Genomic DNA, 18711 nt, shown 5'->3' with positions numbered 1-18711 from the left:
TATGAAAAAAGCGTTCCTCGTAACCGGCGCCCTCCTGCTGACCGGCGGCCTGTATTTTTATATCAGCGCCTCGGCAGATACGTCGAAGGACATGAAGCCTGAAATCGAATTCAAAACGGCGGATGTCATCCACGATGAGTTGGTTCTTAAAATTGCCGCGAAGGGGGTTGTTGAGCCTAATTTTCAGGTGGAAGTCAAATCCAAAGCCAGCGGAGAGGTCCTTGAATTCCCTCTCAACGAAGGCGATCAGGTCATCAAGGGCCAGCCCTTGATTCGCCTCGACAAATCGGATGAATTGCGAAGCGTTTCGCTTGCCGAGGCCGATCTTGCCAGTTCAACCGCCAATCTGCGCAAAGCCGAATCCTCTTTACGGCAGATCAAGGCTCAATACCAGACAGATATCGAAACCGCCAAGTCAGCGGTTCTGGCGGCCCAGGCGAACCTGTCCGAGTCCAGTGATAAATTGAGAAGACAATCGGATTTATTTAAAAAGAAAGTCGTGTCCCAGGAAGCTCTCGATTCTGCCGAAACCGAATTCAAGGTGAATCAGGAAAATCTGGTTCAGGCCAAATCTAAGTTGAACGCCAAAGAAAATCTTGTGCACGACATCAGCATCCGCGAACATGAAGTGGAGCTGGCTCGCGCCGAGGTCCAACGCTCCGAAATCGCTCTGGCGGAAAAGAATGAACGCTTGCAGGAAACCGAAATTTACGCTCCCATCGACGGCGTCATTATCGAAAAACTGGTCGAAGAAGGACAGATCATCGCATCCGGCATCTCAAACGTCGGCGGCGGTACGGCTTTGGCGAATATTGCCGACCTGTCGCGAATGTTCATCATGGCGGATATCGACGAGACGGACATTGGACAGGTGGAACCCGGGCAAGCGGTGCAGATTACGGCGGACGCCTTTCTTGAAAAGTCGTTTCGCGGTCGCGTTCTTCGCATCGCCCCTCAAGGGGTGATCGAAAGCAGTATCACCATTTTCAAAGTGAAAATCGAAATCCTCGGAGAGGGCAAAACAGTCCTGAAACCCAAAATGACCTCCAATGTTGATATCATCATCGACAAGGTGAAGGATGCGCTCTACATTCCCAGAGAAGCGGTGCGCCAGAAAAAAGGCGGTTCCTTTGTCGCCATTCTCAACGATGAAGGCATGCCGGAGGAAGTCCCCGTTACGACGGGACTCAACAACCCGATCCATATAGAGATCAAAGAGGGATTGAATCCCGGACAAAAAGTGGTTCTTGGCGATTGGGAAAAAACGTTAGAGGAGGCGCTCGCATCTAAAGATAAAGGCTCGACCATGAGGAAAATACTCTGGATGATTCGTTCGCGGTGACTTTGTCTTGATTGAAATCGAACAGCTTTGCAAATCCTATCAGATGGGGCCTTCAATTGTAGCGGCTCTGGACTCGGTGACGTTTTCCATTGAGAGCGGTGAATTTGTCGCTATCATGGGACCGTCCGGTAGCGGTAAATCGACGCTCATGAATCTGCTCGGGTGTCTGGATCAACCGACTTCGGGCATTTACCGTCTGGAGGGTCGGGAAATCCAGTCCCTCGACCTCAACCAGCTGGCGGATGTGCGCAATCAGGAAATCGGCTTCGTATTTCAAAATTTCAATCTCCTGTCGCGCACCAGCGCTTTGGAAAACACCGAATTGCCGCTCTTGTACGCGCGCACGCCGCATCCGCGGGAAAAAGCGCTCCAGGCCCTGGCCAAGGTAGGACTGGCGGATCGGGTACAGCACAAGCCCAACGAACTGTCTGGCGGCGAACGCCAGCGCGTCGCCATCGCCCGCGCGATCGTGAACGATCCTTCGCTGATTCTGGCGGACGAACCGACGGGTAATCTGGACACCGAAAATGGAAACGAAATCATGTCGTTATTTCATCAATTGAACCGCGAAGGCGTCACCATCATTCTGGTCACGCACGAACCGGACATTGCTCAGCAGGCCCGTCGCATCATCCAGATGCGGGACGGACGCATCACAAGCGATGAAGCCGTGAAAGGACGTACCGCGCCATGTTGATCTGGGGTCTGTTCAAAATGTCCCTGCGCTCCCTCTCTGCCAACAAACTGCGCACCTTTTTGACCGCGCTTGGAATCATCATCGGCGTCGCGTCAGTTATCTCGATGATTTCCATCGGCGAAGCGTCGCGCCAGAAAACCCTCGACACCATTTCCAAATTCGGCACCAATATCGTCACCGTCAAACCCGGACTCAAAAAAACCCGTCACGTTTCTACGGATAAAGTCGACACCCTGACGCTGGAAGACGCCGAGGCGATTGAACAGCAGATCAGCGGCATCACCGGCGCGGCGGCGCAGGTCTATCGCTCGGCGCAATTGAAGTTCGGCAACAGAAATTCCAATTCCACCGTGCGCGGCACCGGACACCACTACGCCCGCCTCGCCAATTTCATTCTTGAGCGAGGGCGTTACTTCAGCGAACAGGAAGTTCGTAGCGCACGTCGCATCGCCGTACTCGGCGCCACCGTCGTCAACAACCTGTTCCCCGACACCGACCCGATTGGCGAAACCATAAAAGTCGACGGCAACAGTTACCTCATCATCGGCATCACCGAAGCCAAAGGTTCCATGAGCTGGTTCGATCCCGACGACCAGATTTTTATCCCCGTCACGACGGCGCAGAAGCGATTATTCGGTATGGACAGCGTCCAGTCCATTGACGTGCAGTCTGAAAGCATTGACGGCATGGATCAGGTCATCAAGGATATTGAGGAGTTGATGCGCCGCCGTCACAATATCGCCGAGGGTAAAGAAGATGATTTCTACGTCCAGAACTCGTCCCAATTCCTGAATAGCTGGGGCGATGCCGCAAAATCCTTTACTTATCTATTAGGTGGAATCGCCGCCATTTCCCTCATGGTTGGCGGCATCGGCATCATGAACATCATGCTGGTTTCGGTTACGGAACGCACACGCGAAATAGGGATTCGCATGGCCATCGGCGCGAAAAGAGGCGAAATTCGCGAACAGTTTTTGATAGAATCCATTCTGATCAGTTTCATCGGCGGCGCCATCGGAGTCGCGCTCGGAGTCGGCATTTCCAAACTGGTCTCCGATATGGGAGGATGGGACACCATCGTTTCCATCAAGACCATTGCCCTGGCGTTTGGCTTTTCCGTATGCGTGGGCGTTTTCTTTGGCTTTTATCCCGCCAACAAAGCGGCGAAGATGAATCCCATCGAAGCCTTGCGTTACGAGTGATCAGCCGTCCCTGAAAACAATTTCCCTGCCCTGCGATGCTCATTTGTCCAACGCCAGAAGAATTCAAAAAACTGAGCGATCAATCACCCTATGTTCCGGTGGTTGGCGTCATTCAGGCGCCCCAAGCCGCGCTTGACAGGATTTATCAGGAACTTTATGCAAGGGAAGCCGTTTCGTTTTTATTTGAAAGCGGCAAAGGCCCCGAAGAAATTTCGCGTTTTTCTTTCCTGGGCTCCTGTTCCGGCAGACAAGTAACGATTAAAAACAAACGCGCATCCCTTCAGTATCCCGGACAAAACGCTCCTCAGGAAATTGAGATTGATGAAGCCATGCGCCTGTTGAATTTCAACGATGCGGCGAAAACGCCTGAATACGCTCCGCATTTCTGGGGTGGCTGGATCGGTTTCGCCGGATACGAAGCGGGAGGAATCTTTGAAACCCTGCCAGATGACAAGGGGAGCGCCGATGACTTGTCCGATCTGTTTTTCGCCGAAACGTTCCAGTTCTTGCGATTCGACCACAAAACGAAGGAACTGAAAATCATCGTCGCCGTCGAGTCAGGCAATCCAGATCAATCCTATGAATCGGCGGTCTCTGAATTAAACAGGATCGAAAACAGAATCCGCGCCCTGCCCTCGTCTTGCGACTTGCCAGCCGAAGACGCTTCGCTATCGACTGAAGAGGCGCCAAAAGAATTCCTGTCGAATATGACACAGACGCAGTATATGGAATGCGTACGCCGCGCCAAGAACTATATCGAAGAGGGCGATGTGTACCAGGTCAACCTCGCACAACGCTTCGAAACGGAAACCGAGCAAGATCCGATCTCCCTGTATCGTCGTTTGTGGAAGGTCAACCCCTCCCCTTTCTCGGGAATTTTTAATTTTCCTGAAGCGACCCTCATCAGCTCTTCACCGGAACGACTTGTCAAGCTTGAAGGGGACTGGATCGAAACCCGACCCATCGCCGGAACGCGTCCGCGCGGCAAAACCGAACAAGAGGATCATTCCCTGTCGGCAGAATTGTTATTGAATGAAAAAGAAAAGGCCGAACATCTGATGCTGGTCGATCTGGAGCGCAACGATCTGGGGCGTCTCTGTCTGCCCGGCCAGGTGAGCGTGACGGATCTGATGTTTCTGGAGCAGTATTCACACGTCACCCATATCGTTTCGAATATAAGAGGCAAACTGAAACCGGGGACTTCGCTCAAGGAAATTCTCACCGCCGTTTTTCCCGGCGGCACCATCACGGGATGCCCCAAGATTCGTTGCATGGAAATCATCAATGAACTGGAACCCTGCGCCCGCGGCCCCTATTCCGGCTCGTTTGGCTACATTGGTTTTTCACGACACATGGATTTGAATATCATCATCCGATCCGTTCTCATTCAAGACAAGCGCGCCAGCTTTCATGTCGGCGCGGGAATCGTCGCCGATTCGGACCCGGAAACAGAGTACGCCGAAACCTTGTCTAAAGCCGGCGCCATGATGGAAGCCTTGAGCACACTGGCAAAAGAAACCTCATGAACGAGAAGGCATGGGTCTATTTGAACGGCGAATATATCCGCCTCAAGGACGCTAAAATATCCATACTGGATCGTGGCTTCCTGTATGGAGACGGACTGTTCGAAACCCTGCGCGCCTATGGCGGACGCATCCTCAAAGCATCCCGGCACCTCGAGCGGCTGTATCGTTCTGCGTCTCAAATTCATCTGGATATTGGAATCGACAAAGAAAGTCTTCAATCCACGCTAGAAGAACTACTCAACCGCAATCAACTCAGCGAAGCCATTCTCCGCATCACCGTCTCTCGCGGCGTTTCGGAACATGGCATTCAGTTGAATCCGACAGCGCCTACGCTGTCGATATTCGCACGTCAGGCCAACCCACTGTCGACTGAAAAATACGAACAGGGAGTCGGCATCCTCATTTCTGAAGGAACGGCGCATCGCCTGCCGCATGTCGACCCGGCGATCAAATCCTGCAATTTCCTTCCGCAAATCCTCCTGCAGGAAAAGGCCAGAAAGGACGAGGCTTTCGACCTCATTTCCACCGATCCCGAGGGAAGAATTTGCGAAGGCACAACGACCAACGTGTTTTTTGTCAAAGATAATATCCTCAAAACGCCGTCTCTCAGCCCCTATCTCCTTCCCGGAATCACCCGGCAACTGGTTCTGGAAATCGCTGAGAGGGCGGGCATCCAAAGCATCGAAAGCGAGATGCGAAGCGAGCAGGCGCTCGATGCCGACGAAGCGTTTTTAGTGAACACCGGGATAGAAATTTTACCCGTCGTCACAATCAACCATCGCCTGATTGGCGAGGGAAGCCCCGGCCCCCTCACCCGCCGCCTGCGGGAAGAGTACCTGAAAATAGTTGAAGACCCGGACTTATCATGCTAATTTTTCAAATTCCCGGCAACTGTCAGGAATCGATCATTGACGCATCGATGACTTGTCGCGCCCATTTCAGCGACGCGCTCTCAATCTAGAACGCGAGCGTGCGCTATTAAATTTAAAGAAACCATGACCACTTCAGAACGATTTATTGAAAATCCAAATGGAATCATCGCCGACTCGCGCGAAAAAAAGCAGTGGCTCCCAAAAGATTCGAAGCAGGATCTGGGGGACTGGAAAACCTACGATGAAATCGCGGGATATATTCAGATCATGCGTCAGGTCTACGCCGGGGGACACGCAGATTGGCGCATGCCAACGCTTGACGAAGCGAAAAAATTCTACGACGCCTCACTGACACATAAAGATTTCGAAGGCAAGGACATCCACATCGACCCCAAATTTGTCGTCGGGTGCGCTTACTGGATGTGGACCAGCGACCTGAACGACGAGGGCAAGGCGGCGCGATTGAATCTGAGAAACGGAGAAGTCGATTACAAGGACAAGAGCGAAAAAAACCTCAATTCCACACGGCTCGTTCGCAACGCATAAGCAATTCGCCGAATTGGCGGATCATCCATTTTTTTCAATCAGCATTTGCTGAAAAAATTCGTTTCCACTCAGGCTTGACAGATTCCTGGCAAGGTATTCGTCCGCTTTAAAAGTAACGCTTTCGACGCCTTCGGCGTTAAAATCCACAGACAGAACATCCTGATGCTTCGTTTGTTCAAAACCGTTGAACAAGGTTCCCGGGATTTTAGCTTCCAAACCCAGAGGAATGCGTCGCCCCAGCCGGACGCGCGCTTTCGGGTCATGCCAATCCACATATAAATATTCGCCTTCAAGCCAAACGTCGGGTTCGTGATCCATCTCATTACCCAGCAGATGAAAGGCGTCGCCCACGCGCACTGCAGGAACCGGGCGAAACGATCCTTTGACCCAGATTTTTCCCTTATCGTCTATTTGCATCATCCACTCACATTACAATTATATATTTAAAATTACAGATCAGGATTCCAGCGGCGCAAACAGATCAATCTGATGACCACCCGGGTCTTGAACCGAAGCGTAGCGTTGCCCCCAAAAAGCATCCCAGGGTGGGGTGACGCCCACAAAGCCTGCCTCTGTGATTCTGGCATACAGAGCATCCACCCGATCCGGGCTGTCCTGCAAAAAGCATAATACAATGCCTGAACCTTTCGGTTCCTTCCATTCGGGATTGATCTTCCTCATCAATTCAAAAGAATCCAGCATGATGCGCACGCCGCTTGGCGTTGTTCCTTCAAAATGCCCGGAACCGCCCACCTCTTTCAGTTTCACGCCCAGCAACTCAAAAAATTCCAGGTTTTTGGGAATATCCGCACACGCGATTCCGATCGCATCAAGACTCATCGACTCTCTCCCTATTCAATAAACAAACCTCCTGCCTGGCGAATGATTTTCTTAAACGAGTTCGCGCCAATCAACGCTTTATAAGCGCTACAATCACCATGCTGAGATTTAGAAAATAGCACAAAAATGAATCAGCATGAATTTCTATCCAACGCCCAAGCGCTTTTTCCAATTGATCCTTTCTCGCAGAGAGCTTATTTTAACAGGGTAATTGATGAAGCGTCATTCTCAGGAATGCAATAGGTCCCGATCCCTTCGTATCAAGAAATTTGAGCTTTGAATTCCCAGGAAATATTTTACAAACGACTTGAAGAAGCGTTGAACGAGCGCCGCGATCAGAACCGTTTCCGATCAACCCAGACGCGCCCTTCGGGCGTACTGGACTTATGCGCAAACGATTATCTCGGAATGCGGCGTCACCCCCTCGTTTATGAAAAGGGACTCGCCGCCGCGCAAACTTACGGAGCCGGAAGCGGAGCCTCTCCCCTTCTCGGCGGTTTCCATCCCTGCCACGAAGCGCTCCTTGAACAATTAAAAGTTTGGAAACAAAAACCGCATGGCATGTTGTTCAATACGGGTTTCATGGCCAATCAGGCTTTATTGAAACGTCTACCGGGGCCGGATGACCTGATCCTCTGCGACCGACTCATTCACCATTCCATGATCCAGGCGCTGGACCGATCGCAGACGCGATTCAAGCGTTACGAACACCTCAAACTCGACGCTCTGGAAAATGAATTGAAGAAAGCCGCCGGGGATTACCAGACCCTCTTCGTTGTCAGCGAAAGCGTTTTCAGCATGGACGGCGATTATCCTGACCTGAAACGATTGGCCCAACTGAGGAAAGAATACGGCTTTATCTGGATACTCGACGAAGCGCACGGAACCGGCGTCTACGGCGCTAAGGGCGCCGGGTTGGCGGAAGAAATGGGAGTCGCCGACAGCGTCGATATTCTGATCGGCACACTGGGCAAAGCCATCGGCAGTATGGGAGCTTATGTGCTGAGCCAGCGCAAGGGAGTCATCGACTACCTGAGCAACCATGCAGGCGAATACATCTACTCAACCTTTCTCCCCCCCTTTGCGGTCGGAGCCGCCAGCGCCGCAATCGAGTTGATCCAAAAGGCCAGCCCAGACCGTCAACGATTGCGCGAACGCGCCGTTGAGGTGCGTCAGGAATTGACCCGGATCGGCTATGAGGTCAATCCATTTGATTCGCCCATCATACCCGTCATGATCGGCGATTCCGAAAAAGCCGTCGAATTGAGTCGCCGTTTCCTCGAAGAAAATATCTTGATCGGAGCCGTGCGTCCGCCAACCGTCCCTGTCGGAACCGAACGCTTGCGTCTATCCTTGCACACAGGACTGAGCGACACCGATATACAACGCATGATCGATTTATTTAGCAAATGGAAAGCTTAAAAAATATCATCGCCGTCTGTGGCTGGGCGCTTCCGCCGGAATGGTTCCGCGAGCAGGTGCAACTCGCATTTCCTGAATCCGATGTCACCCTCATTTATCCAAACGATCCATTCAATGCAGATGAAGCACAACAACGCCTCAAAAATCAGCCTACGGACATGTATCTGGGATATTCTCTTGGCAGTCTCTGGTTGTTACGGCATCGGATTTTTTTAAGCGCCGATGCCCATAAAATCGCCCTGGCCCCCATACTCGCATTCCCTAAAGAACATTATATGGGTGGCAAAACCGACGAATCTAAACTAAAATATTTTCTGAATTTGTTAAAACGGCGTTCCAGCAACGGCGAATCCGCCTTGAAAGATTTTTACAAGGCCTGCGAAGCTCCGTTCCCTGAAAACCGGATAGAAGAAATTCCTGAACCCGATTGTTTGATCAAGGGCCTTGAGTTTTTAAAATCCATAAAGGTCGAACCTGAGGCGGCGCAAGATTTCATCGCAATTCTGGGCGCCAACGACAGTTTTCTCGACTCGGATATATTGCGAAACCTGATTCCCCACCTTCACGTTGTGGATGACGCCGCTCATGGCCCAGCGCCTTTGCTGAAGGCGCTAGTACGACTTTTAGATGAAATGAAGCAATGAGAATTATCGGAATTGATTTTACATCTTCACCTGGAAGCAAAAAGCGGATTCCCTGCATCCAGGGAAATTTTTCCAATTCCAATGGGCTGATCATTGAACAGATCAGCTCCGCCAAGACCTTTGCAGAGTTTGAAGAGATTCTGTCTCAAGCCGGCCCCTGGGTCGCAGGCATCGATGCCCCATTGGGACTGCCAGTCCAGTTTCTCAACGCAAGCTCCCTTCCTCTCGAATTGAACGCCTACACGCAGGCGATTTCCAAACTGGGCTGGAAGCGCTTTGAAACCAAAATAAAACGCTACAAGGACGCTCTTCCACGCGGGCAAAAAGATTCCATGCGCGTGACAGACAGCCTCGCCAAAGCCCAAAGCCCTCTGAAACTGATCAACGCGCCTCTGGCCCGCATGTTTTTCGAACTGGCCCCGCGCCTGCAAAAAGCCGATGTCTCCATATTGCCAGGAGCGCCCGGCGCATCCAAAAAGATCGTTCTGGAGGCCTACCCCGCCCTTGTTGCGCGGCGCTTTGCAGGTAAATACAAGAGCGGTTCCGGAGCGCATGCCTCGGAATTTGAAGATTCTCGCAAGGCCATATTAAAAGGAATCGTTTCCGAAGAATTCAGCCAGGAATTCGGATTTTCGACCGTCGTGGATCAGGAAATAGTCATCAAAGCTTTGGAGGACGCGCGCGGAGATGTGCTCGATTCGATATTATGCGCCGTACAGGCCGCCTGGGGATACAGCCGCAAGGGCTATGGCATTCCCAATGCGTCGCACCCCATGATCCAGTCGGAAGGATGGATCATTGATCCGAGACTCGTTCAGGAAATGGTGACGCAATCCGACGCTTCCGAAAAATCTTTATCCACATATCTCGACAACCCGTCTTCGGTCTCCGATCATCATGTCATCAACCTGATGAGTCAGGTCAAGAAACTGTCCGATGTCGGTCGCGCGCTTTCAGGCGAGCGCAACCTGACCGCGCTACTGGAGAAAATAGTCACCGAATCCCGGCAGTTAACGCACGCCGATGGAGGGACTTTATACATTGTAGAAAACAATGCGCTCTCCTTCAAAATTGTTCAGAATGAAACGCTGAATATTTTCATGGGAGGCGCTACGGGTTCCACAATCACCTTTCCGCCGGTGGAAATGCAGGAGTCCAATGTATCCGCTTACTCGGCGATGAAGGGCATCACCATCAATATTCCAGACGTCTACAACTACAAACCCTTTGACTTCACCGGCCCCAAGAAATTTGATAAAAGCACGGGCTACCGCACCACATCCATGCTTGTGGTTCCCATGCGTAATTACTCTGAAGAGGTCATCGGCGTACTGCAAATTTTGAATGCGCGCAACCCGAAAAATTTGAGCGAAGTGATTTCGTTTTCGCAGGGCTACGAAGGTTTGATCGAATCGCTGGCCTCCCAGGCCGCCGTCGCCATCAACACCGTGAACCTGATCGACGAAATACAAAAATCAAATGGGGAACTGATCTATGCGCGCGATCAGGCGCTTGAAGCCAGTCGCACCAAAAGCGCTTTTCTGGCGAATATGAGCCATGAATTGAGAACGCCAATGAACGCCATCATCGGCTACAGCGAGATGTTGCTTGAAGATTCCCAGGAAATGGAGCTTGATGATTTTGGAGACGATCTTCAAAAAATCATTTCTTCAGGAAAACATCTGCTCGGACTCATCAATGAGGTTCTCGACTTGTCTAAAATCGAAGCGGGAAAAATGGAAATCAGCCTCAAGATTTTCCCGATTTTAGGAATGGTCAATGAAGCCCTCGACTCCGTTAAAACGCTTGCCGAGAAAAATAAAAACACGATCAATTTGCAATGCGACCCCAAAATAGGAAACATCAACGCCGACCCGATTCGCGTCAAACAAATTTTGATCAATCTGCTGTCAAACGCTTGCAAATTCACGGAAAACGGCTCCATAACGCTAACGATCAACAAGCAGGTGGAAAATAACGTCAACTGGATCCATTTTTATATTGAAGACACTGGCATTGGCATTCCTCCAGAAAAAATTGAAAATTTATTTCAGGAGTTCACCCAGGCGGACGACTCATCGACTCGCAAAGTGGGAGGAACGGGATTGGGATTGGCCATCAGTCGGCGATTCTGCAGAATGATGGGCGGTGATATTTTTGTGAAAAGCGAATTTGGAAAAGGTTCGGTGTTCACCATCAGCTTGCCAACCAAAGTCACCGAACGGCTTCACCCCAAACGCCGCGCATCCGACAGATGAGATGGACGCCAACATCAACACCTGCAAATTAAACTTCCGTTTTCATTCGATCACAGTCCCATGAAACCTATCAATGCATCCTCCGATCTACAGGAAAAAATTTTCGAAAGTTTTTCCAGGAGAGCAGAAAGTTACGATCAATACGCTTCGATTCAAAAATTGATGGCGGATCGTCTCGCAAGTTTTCTTCCTCATTCCACGCCGGCTTCAATTGTGGAAATTGGATGCGGAACCGGATTTTTCTCCCAACACCTGTTCCGCCTGAACCCTCCGCGGCTGACGCTCAACGATCTGTCTCCCAAAATGCTGGAACAGGTTCAAAAACATCCCGATTTCAAAAAGCAAACCAACTGCATCAGCGGAGACGCCGCTCTCACTCATTTTGACCCCTGCGACCTGGTCACAGGAAACGCTGTTTTTCAATGGTTCAGCGAACCGGAATCACCGCTGAAGAATTTTAAAAGCGTATTGAATCCGGGAGGAAAGATACTGTTCAACCTGTTCGGCCCGGCGACGCTTCAGGAAATGCGCGCTGTCGCTGGAATTGATTCTCCAACAACCTTCCATACGCTTGAGCAAATCAAGCAATCGCTGTATGCGCTTGGTTTCAAAATAGACTTCGCCATTTCAGAACTTGAAGAAACTTATTTTCAAAACACCCAGTCTCTATTAAAACACTTACATTCAATCGGCGCGGCGCCGATAAGAAAACTATCATACAGTCAGATGAAACGCCTGATTCGAGATTATGACGCCAATTTTTCGACTCCCAAAGGCGTTCTGGCTCGCTGGGAGATTGTTTATTTTTCCGCGCATCTCCCTTGAATGATTTTCGTCCATCTCTAACTGATGCATGGCGCGAAAATCATTCCTATTGTTCACAGCTTCGTCGCTAATCGACCATGACCTCAGTTGTCTGGACTGAAAATTTAAAATGCCTGACACGCCACCGGCCCGAACTCGCGCGCTTGTTAGCAAGGCTTGCAACTGCCTCTCCCTACCGATCCGTTCCTGCTCGCTCCGGCGCTCCAACCCTTGCGCTACAGTTGCCGTCTGGCGAACAAAAATTCCTGCTCAGCGCTTACGATCCTGAACGGGAAGCCTGTAAATCCACCGACACCGCAATCAAAAGTGGCGCAGACCATTTCATCATCATGGGTTTGGAGTTGGCTTACGGCCTTCGACGCCTGTGCGCCAATGCGCCGAAGGGCAATCGCATTCTGGTCTTCGAACATGATCCTGAATTATTCAGGCTGGCGTTGCAAACTTCGGATCTGTGCGCTGAATTGGCCAATCCTAATATTGATTTTTTTATCGCCCCCAATTTGGAAGCAAGAGACCTTCTACCTGAAGACCTTGCGCTGGAATTCAGCCTGCACGGTTACCATGCGCTGACGACGCATTCCCTGACCGCCCTGCACGCCGATGCACAGATAAAACTGGAGTCTCGTTTACGTAAACAATTGCAGGAATCCAAGGTCAACCTCGGAACACGATCCGCTTTTTCTAAAATCTTCTATAAAAATATTTTTCAGAATTGGAAGCATATTCGATCCAGCTCCGGAATCAATCAGATCGAAAATGCCTTCAAGGATCAGCCTGCCATTATCGTATCGGCGGGACCTTCATTGGACAAGAATATCAATTATCTCAAACAGGCGGAAAACCGCGCCCTGATCATCGCTGTCGCCACGGCTTTGAAGCCTCTGCTCAGCCGGGGTATCGAACCGGATTTTGTCATCGCTGTGGACCCGGCGCCCTTGTTGTTGAAATTTTTTCAGCAGGCGCCTATCCCGAAAAAACCCTGGCTTGTTTTTGATCCCGCCACTTTTCCCGGAGTCATCGACAATTATCCCGGAAAGATGATGAGCTTTGACTCAAATATCGAATTGTCAAAATGGCTGGTGAATCTGACCGAATCCAAAGGCTCGTTGGGAAACATGCATTCCGTTTCTCATGCCGCGTTTGCTCTGGCTCAGCACATCGGTTGCAATCCAATCGCGCTCATTGGCCAAGACCTGGCCTTCGACGGTCACCGTCAACACTGCTCCTACAGCGCTTACCACAGCGAGCATATTGACAATTTCACTGAAAAAGGCGTCGTGAAACAGTTCGAACAAAATCGCTTCAACCGCTTTCAAGGAACGACGCTGTCTGCGGTGGATTTATTTGGCGGTTCGACCGCCACATTGACCAATCTGGACACCTACAAACATCAGTTCATTCCTTCCCAGCCTGATAAAATTTCATGTTTCAACGCAACGGAAGGCGGCGCCCCCATTCCGGATATGCGCGATACAACGCTCAGGGAGTTCATTAATAATTATTGTAGAGAAACTATTTGCGATTCAAAAAATGAATGGAAAGAGAACAACGCGAACGAATCCGCCGAAACGACTACTTCTCAGATTGGAATTCAAGCTGAAATCGATAAGCTGAGCAAACTGGCTGCAATTCTCAAGGACTTCGGATTGAAATTTGAGCAGAAGGATTTTGTAAAATCTGATGAGAAAAAACGCTTCTCTTATGAGATGGAAAACTTCTATAAGATGATGCTGGAAGATATAAGTATGATGAAATTATTGCAAGAATATGCCTTTGCAGATTTTGTTGAATGGAAAACCAGCACACAGGCGATTAATAAAAGCGCCGATCAAAACGGAACGGTCGAACGACTGTTTGAAAGAGACCGCAAATTTTTCCCTGTTCTCAAAAACGCCATCCAATACATGCTTGAGGAGCTTGAGAAAATTTCCAACTCGGGATGACGCTCGATTCTAGCCCGCTTTCTTGACGGCTTCAATCACGCTACAGCCTCTTCCCAGATTTGCCCTCTTAAAAGCTCCAAACCCAATAGAGCGCAACAGGGTTTCCGTTTCAGTGAAGCTGTAACTTTTCCCCGTCGCAGTAGCCATGAGCATGGTGAGAGAAAACAAGGCGGCTTCCAGCGGCTCAATTTGATTGTCCTTCAAAAACAAATCGACGATCAACAACCGCCCTCCCGGCTTCAAACTTTCATGTATCTTGCGCAACAGTTTTTTATTTTCAGCGGGAGAAAAAATGTGCAGGATATTTGCAAACAGTACCGAATCGAAACATTGCTTGAAATCGATTTCGAACAAATCGCCTTCCAGCAGTTCAATGCGTTTCAAAACTTTCAAAGATTGTAAAATCAATTTCGCCTGCTTGAGCGTCGCTTTACGATCGACCAAAACCGCTGACGCGGCCTTATCTTTTTTCAATAAAGCCGCTGTATAAGAACCCGGCCCTCCACCCAGATCCAGAAGCCTGCCGACAGGTTTTCGAGTTACAAACTCCACCAGATCCGGAGCATAGAGCCGACTGCGCTCATGCATCGCATGGGTGAACTCGCGACGAAACAACGGATCGTCGCCTCCTTCGAAATCTTTTTGCTTGCGTCCTTTTTTGGTTAACTCAATCAGACCGTTCCACTCGCGCCGATTGTCTTCGCGCAACATGACCGTGCCGCGTTTGTAGTGCGGGCTATCTTCAGAAAAGTGTTTATAGGTCTCGCTGGTATTGGCAAAAGCGTTTCCTTTTTTCTTCAAGGCCCCCATCGCCGCCAGAGCGTTGAGCAAACGCGCCGTTGCGTCGGGATCGGTTTTAGTGCGCCTGGCAAGCGTCGCCGCAGACATACTGCCTTTGCCAAGCTGAGTATAAATACGAAACTGCAAGGCGGCGACGAGAATATTGGCTTCTTCAAGTTGATCAATTTTATCGACGATTTCCTGAAAACTCAGCATGGATCATTTCCGAATTTAAGAATTTTATATAAAATCACTCATTGAGCAAGGCTTCGACCATCTCCTTGAGTCCCAGGCTGGAACCGAAGAGACATTCGCGCAAGCGTCCTTTTTTATCGATCAAAATACTCGACGGCGTGCCGCGCAACTTGTACATCTCGAAGGTTTTTGCGGAATGCGTTTTTTTCGACAGATACTCCTTCACTTGTTGACGCACGTTGTTTTTCAGAGCGGAGGTCATTTCATCAAACTGGGGAATGTCTCGATAGATGATCTCATTCACCGAAGCTTCGTCCAGACTTGGAGATTCACGCACGACCGAGTCCATCGCCACGGGGAATGGAAGGCTATAACCCAGGCGGTCATAATCCAGAAGGTTCCTGCGGCCCAATTCCGCCAGGGTTTCTCCAACCACCTGCCCGCTTTCAAGCAGAAGTTTCAAGTTCGAAAGGGAGTTTTTATCATAATCCTCAAAAGCCGTCGCCAGCCCCCAAACCGTGAGCGGAGAATTTTTGAACGCCTCATACACTTCAATCGCCTCGGGCAAACCGCCGATGAAACAACCCGGACAATTCACCTGGAACACTTCGATCAAAATCACATTTCCCGCTTCCTGGCTGATATTACTGGGCGCTCCCTGCGCCCATTCTCCGACGATCAGATCCGGAGCCGCTTCATTCAACTGAACCATATCATGCATCCTTGTCTATAAGACGAATCAGACGATTGATCAAACGAATGACAGGAGTCGGAGGGTTGTTCTTCAACGCCTGATCCAGTCCGTAAATCGCCTTGCTCTTTTCGCCCATCGTGTTGTGAATCAGTCCCATCAACACATAAGACATATGCCACTTATCGCCTTGTGGGTATTCAGAGACAATCCGATTCAAATGATCCAAAGCCTTTGGATAGTTTTTAATTTTGAAGTAAGCCGACCCCATCGCAAAATGAATATTATCCATCAAGGCCTGAGGTGGATTTTGCTTTAACACCAGCAGAAACTGATCGACGCTTTTTTGGTACTCCCGCTCCTTGAATAAAGTCATACCCCGCGTATAATCAGCGGGAGAAAATTCAGGGCGCGGTTTGATCGATTCGTATTCCTCAATCCGTTTAGACAATTTATCAGCGCCAGACTTCAGCGAATCAAGTTCGCTTACGGTGTCCTGCCGTTTTTTGGCCAAGGCCTCAATTTCCGCATTGGTCTTCGCCTGTAACTCCGCGATCTTTGGATCGACCTGCGCCACCGAATCGCGCAATTCATTTTCCATCAAAACGTGTTTCTCATGCTCAAAGAACAGAGCCTCAATATCCCCTTCGATGAGATCCAGTTCCTTTTGATGCAATTTCCGAAACTCCAGTTCCTTTTGCGTCGGCGGAAACCATGCGTGAATTTCCGCTTCCGAAGGAGCGTTCTCTTGAGTCGGCGGCGGCGTTTGTGCGCAAGCTGAAAGAAACGCAGATAAAATCAGAAAAAATGTCGAAAAATATGGCTTTTTCATATTTTGGATTTTATATAATAAACAGGACAGCGGATTCATGTTAGAATAAAAACCTAATTTTTTCAATAGTTTAGAGGAAAATGAAAGATTATTATACAGTTCTGGACGTTCCGAAAGGCGCAAGCCCTGAAGAGATCAAGAAAGCCTATCGGAAACTGGCCATGAAATACCACCCCGACCGCAATAAAGACAAGCCGGAGGTCGAGGATAAATTCAAGGAAGTCAGCGAAGCCTACGCCGTATTGAGCGATGAAAAGAAACGCAGACAATACGATCAGTTTGGGGCGGAAGGGTTTCGACAAAAATATACCCAAGAAGACGTTTTCAGGGATTTCGATTTCTCCGAAGTGTTCCGCAATTTTGGCGGCGGTTTTTCCGGAGCCGACCCTTTTTCCAATCTCGAAGGTTTCTTTTCCGGTCGCAAAGGCGGCTTTCGCGTCAACCGCGGGGCAGACCTCAAACAGACCTTGATGATTTCCTTTGAAGAGGCGATCAAGGGAACCAAAAGAATCGTCTCCATTCAGCGCTTGGACAAGCGCGAGGAAATCAGTTTTAAAATTCCCGCAGGAATCACCGACGGCAAAACCATCCGTCTCGCTGGAAAGGGATATTTGGCCGCAGGGGGCCCTCCGGGCGACCTGTTGCTGAAAATACAGGTTCAACCTCATCCCTCCTTCAAACGGGAGGGCAATGATATCATTTTGAGTCAGGAGATACGCCTCTCAGATGCCTTGCTCGGCGCATCCATTGAAGTGCCCACCCTCGACGGGAATATCCTGATGAAAATCCCGCCGGGAACCCAAAGTCACTCCAAATTGCGATTGACGGGAAAAGGAGTCCGGGTGAACGGTTCCAAAGTGGGCGACCAACTGGTGCAGGTTGTGGTCAAACTGCCTAAAGTTCTCGACCCGCAACAGACCGAACTGATAGAACAATTGAAAGAAACAGGCCTTTAACGCCGAAATATTTTACTGATTTTTTATTTAAGGAATTTGAATGGCAAAGATTTTTTTGAAACCCGACAACATCCATCACGAAATCGAAGATGGCACTCCTCTCATCGAAGCCTGCGAGGAGCTTGAAACCACCCTGTCCTTCGGCTGTACCGAGGGAACCTGCGGCGTCTGCGAACTGACGATCCTGAAAGGTCGAGAGAATTGTTCGCGCCCCTCTGAAGAAGAAAGGGATTACCTCTTCGAAGAAGACCTCGAAGAAGGCATGCGTCTGGGTTGCCAGGTTCGCATCAAAAAAGGCGAGGTTGAGATCACCTGGAAAGGCGTGCGCGCCAAATAAAGCGACGCGCAGGCCTTGCGCAATCGAGATTTTATTTTAAAAACTCAGTCCCATTTCCAGTCGTCTGGATCGCCCTTGTTGGGTATCCATAAGAATTCCGGTTCCTTGAAACTCAAGGTGGCCCAACGACTGAACACAAAGAGAGCGTCTGAAAGACGGTTGATATATGGCAGGATTTGTTCCGGGACCTCCTCTTCACGCCGCAGTCGAATGATCTGCCTTTCAGCGCGTCTGCAAACCGTTCTGGCCTGATGCAGAAAAGCCGAAACAGGCCCCCCGCCGGGCAATGTAAAACTTTTCAATTTACCGGTTTCGACGTTCATCAAGTCAATGATCTGTTCCAGCCACTCGACATTCTCAGGGGAGACTTCTTTCTTCAAGGCCTTCTCCGTGCCCGGAACTGTCGCCAGAATACTCCCGATATCGAACAGGCGCTGTTGAATGCATTCCAGAATGATATCCAGCTTGTCGCGGCGCTGTGACTCTTCCTGTTTGATATTGAAGGTGCGAGCGATGCCGATGACGGTATTCAATTCATCCACCGTTCCATAAGTCTCGACTCGAACGCAATCCTTGGCGACTCGAATGCCTCCAACCAGCGCTGTTTCCCCACCGTCGCCCTTTTTTGTGTAAACCCGATTGATTGATACCATGCGATCTCTTTCTTCCCCCGCTCGATTCAGGAGGGGAACTGATATTTGAATAAATACGACTGATCGTATCAAAATAGTCTAAATCTTTAGAATAATGAAACGATTTGTCAATTTAGCCTTCTTTTCCCCTTAATTCCGTTCCCAGACCAG

At 49.9% G+C, this 18711-nt stretch carries 19 protein-coding genes; 13 read left to right on the top strand and 6 right to left on the bottom strand.

What is annotated here, in order from left to right; all coding sequences use genetic code 11:
• Position 1: 1 nt before the first annotated feature.
• The 6 genes from G3M78_11045 (at position 2) to G3M78_11020 (ending at position 6185) form a co-directional block, all read left to right on the top strand.
• Positions 2–1342 carry an efflux RND transporter periplasmic adaptor subunit gene (locus G3M78_11045; GenBank protein QPJ65900.1) on the top strand — a complete coding sequence of 447 codons (1341 nt, stop codon included), beginning with the start codon at positions 2–4 and terminating at the stop codon, positions 1340–1342.
• A gap of 7 nt (positions 1343–1349) precedes the next feature.
• Positions 1350–2039 carry an ABC transporter ATP-binding protein gene (locus G3M78_11040; protein QPJ65899.1) on the top strand — a complete coding sequence of 230 codons (690 nt, stop codon included), beginning with the start codon at positions 1350–1352 and terminating at the stop codon, positions 2037–2039.
• Positions 2033–3241 (top strand): FtsX-like permease family protein, encoded by a 1209-nt coding sequence (locus G3M78_11035; protein QPJ65898.1) that lies wholly within the window; start codon positions 2033–2035, stop codon positions 3239–3241. The genes G3M78_11040 and G3M78_11035 overlap by 7 nt, the downstream gene beginning before the upstream one ends.
• Positions 3242–3276: 35 nt before the next feature.
• Entirely contained in the window at positions 3277–4767 is a 1491-nt protein-coding gene (locus tag G3M78_11030) for an anthranilate synthase component I family protein (GenBank protein ID QPJ65897.1), read from the top strand.
• The gene (locus G3M78_11025) at positions 4764–5639 is read left to right on the top strand and encodes a hypothetical protein (protein QPJ65896.1); all 876 of its coding nucleotides are present in this window, start codon (positions 4764–4766) and stop codon (positions 5637–5639) included. The genes G3M78_11030 and G3M78_11025 overlap by 4 nt, the downstream gene beginning before the upstream one ends.
• A 123-nt stretch (positions 5640–5762) precedes the next feature.
• Positions 5763–6185 (top strand): DUF1566 domain-containing protein, encoded by a 423-nt coding sequence (locus G3M78_11020; GenBank protein QPJ65895.1) that lies wholly within the window; start codon positions 5763–5765, stop codon positions 6183–6185.
• Between the two features lie 21 nt (positions 6186–6206).
• On the opposite strand, the gene G3M78_11015 is transcribed toward G3M78_11020, so the two are convergent.
• Both G3M78_11015 and G3M78_11010 read right to left on the bottom strand, forming a co-directional pair.
• Positions 6207–6602 (bottom strand): hypothetical protein, encoded by a 396-nt coding sequence (locus G3M78_11015; GenBank protein QPJ65894.1) that lies wholly within the window; start codon positions 6600–6602, stop codon positions 6207–6209.
• Positions 6603–6641: 39 nt separating this feature from the next.
• A complete protein-coding gene (locus G3M78_11010; protein ID QPJ65893.1) occupies positions 6642–7025 on the bottom strand; it encodes a glyoxalase in 384 nt (127 codons plus the stop codon).
• Between the two features lie 276 nt (positions 7026–7301).
• Here G3M78_11010 and G3M78_11005 point away from each other — a divergent pair, with 276 nt between their 5' ends.
• The 5 genes from G3M78_11005 to G3M78_10985 all read left to right on the top strand — a co-directional run bounded on the left by G3M78_11005 (position 7302) and on the right by G3M78_10985 (position 14117).
• On the top strand, positions 7302–8447 hold the full coding sequence (locus G3M78_11005; GenBank protein ID QPJ65892.1) for an 8-amino-7-oxononanoate synthase: 1146 nt from the start codon (positions 7302–7304) through the stop codon (positions 8445–8447).
• On the top strand, positions 8435–9091 hold the full coding sequence (locus G3M78_11000) for a hypothetical protein (GenBank protein QPJ65891.1): 657 nt from the start codon (positions 8435–8437) through the stop codon (positions 9089–9091). Before G3M78_11005 ends, G3M78_11000 begins: the two co-directional genes overlap by 13 nt.
• Positions 9088–11349: a DUF429 domain-containing protein gene (locus tag G3M78_10995; protein QPJ65890.1), complete on the top strand. Its 2262-nt coding sequence runs from the start codon at positions 9088–9090 to the stop codon at positions 11347–11349. The genes G3M78_11000 and G3M78_10995 overlap by 4 nt, the downstream gene beginning before the upstream one ends.
• Before the next feature lie 60 nt (positions 11350–11409).
• Positions 11410–12174, top strand: coding sequence for a methyltransferase domain-containing protein (locus G3M78_10990; protein QPJ65889.1), 765 nt, complete (start codon positions 11410–11412; stop codon positions 12172–12174).
• A 77-nt stretch (positions 12175–12251) separates the two neighbouring features.
• Positions 12252–14117 (top strand): motility associated factor glycosyltransferase family protein, encoded by a 1866-nt coding sequence (locus G3M78_10985; protein QPJ65888.1) that lies wholly within the window; start codon positions 12252–12254, stop codon positions 14115–14117.
• A gap of 9 nt (positions 14118–14126) precedes the next feature.
• Here the strand turns inward: G3M78_10985 and G3M78_10980 are convergent, their stop codons facing one another.
• From G3M78_10980 to G3M78_10970, 3 genes are read right to left on the bottom strand one after another with little or no spacing between them, the layout of a single operon-like run.
• Entirely contained in the window at positions 14127–15113 is a 987-nt protein-coding gene (locus tag G3M78_10980; GenBank protein QPJ65887.1) for a methyltransferase domain-containing protein, read from the bottom strand.
• A 34-nt stretch (positions 15114–15147) separates the two neighbouring features.
• The gene (locus G3M78_10975) at positions 15148–15804 is read right to left on the bottom strand and encodes a TlpA family protein disulfide reductase (GenBank protein ID QPJ65886.1); all 657 of its coding nucleotides are present in this window, start codon (positions 15802–15804) and stop codon (positions 15148–15150) included.
• 1 nt (position 15805) lies between these two features.
• A complete protein-coding gene (locus tag G3M78_10970) occupies positions 15806–16615 on the bottom strand; it encodes a tetratricopeptide repeat protein (GenBank protein ID QPJ65885.1) in 810 nt (269 codons plus the stop codon).
• Between the two features lie 80 nt (positions 16616–16695).
• Here G3M78_10970 and G3M78_10965 point away from each other — a divergent pair, with 80 nt between their 5' ends.
• Complete coding sequence (locus tag G3M78_10965) at positions 16696–17571, top strand: J domain-containing protein (GenBank protein QPJ65884.1); 876 nt, start codon at positions 16696–16698, stop codon at positions 17569–17571.
• A gap of 40 nt (positions 17572–17611) precedes the next feature.
• The gene (locus G3M78_10960) at positions 17612–17908 is read left to right on the top strand and encodes a (2Fe-2S)-binding protein (GenBank protein ID QPJ65883.1); all 297 of its coding nucleotides are present in this window, start codon (positions 17612–17614) and stop codon (positions 17906–17908) included.
• Positions 17909–17952: 44 nt separating this feature from the next.
• Here the strand turns inward: G3M78_10960 and G3M78_10955 are convergent, their stop codons facing one another.
• Positions 17953–18561 (bottom strand): cob(I)yrinic acid a,c-diamide adenosyltransferase, encoded by a 609-nt coding sequence (locus tag G3M78_10955; GenBank protein QPJ65882.1) that lies wholly within the window; start codon positions 18559–18561, stop codon positions 17953–17955.
• Between the last annotated feature and the right edge of the window lie 150 nt (positions 18562–18711).

Source organism: Candidatus Nitrohelix vancouverensis, assembly GCA_015698305.1.
Classification (GTDB): Bacteria; Nitrospinota; Nitrospinia; order Nitrospinales; family VA-1; genus Nitrohelix; species Nitrohelix vancouverensis.
The sequence above is the reverse complement of the archived record's forward strand: the minus strand, read 5'-3'. Positions and strand labels throughout refer to the sequence as shown.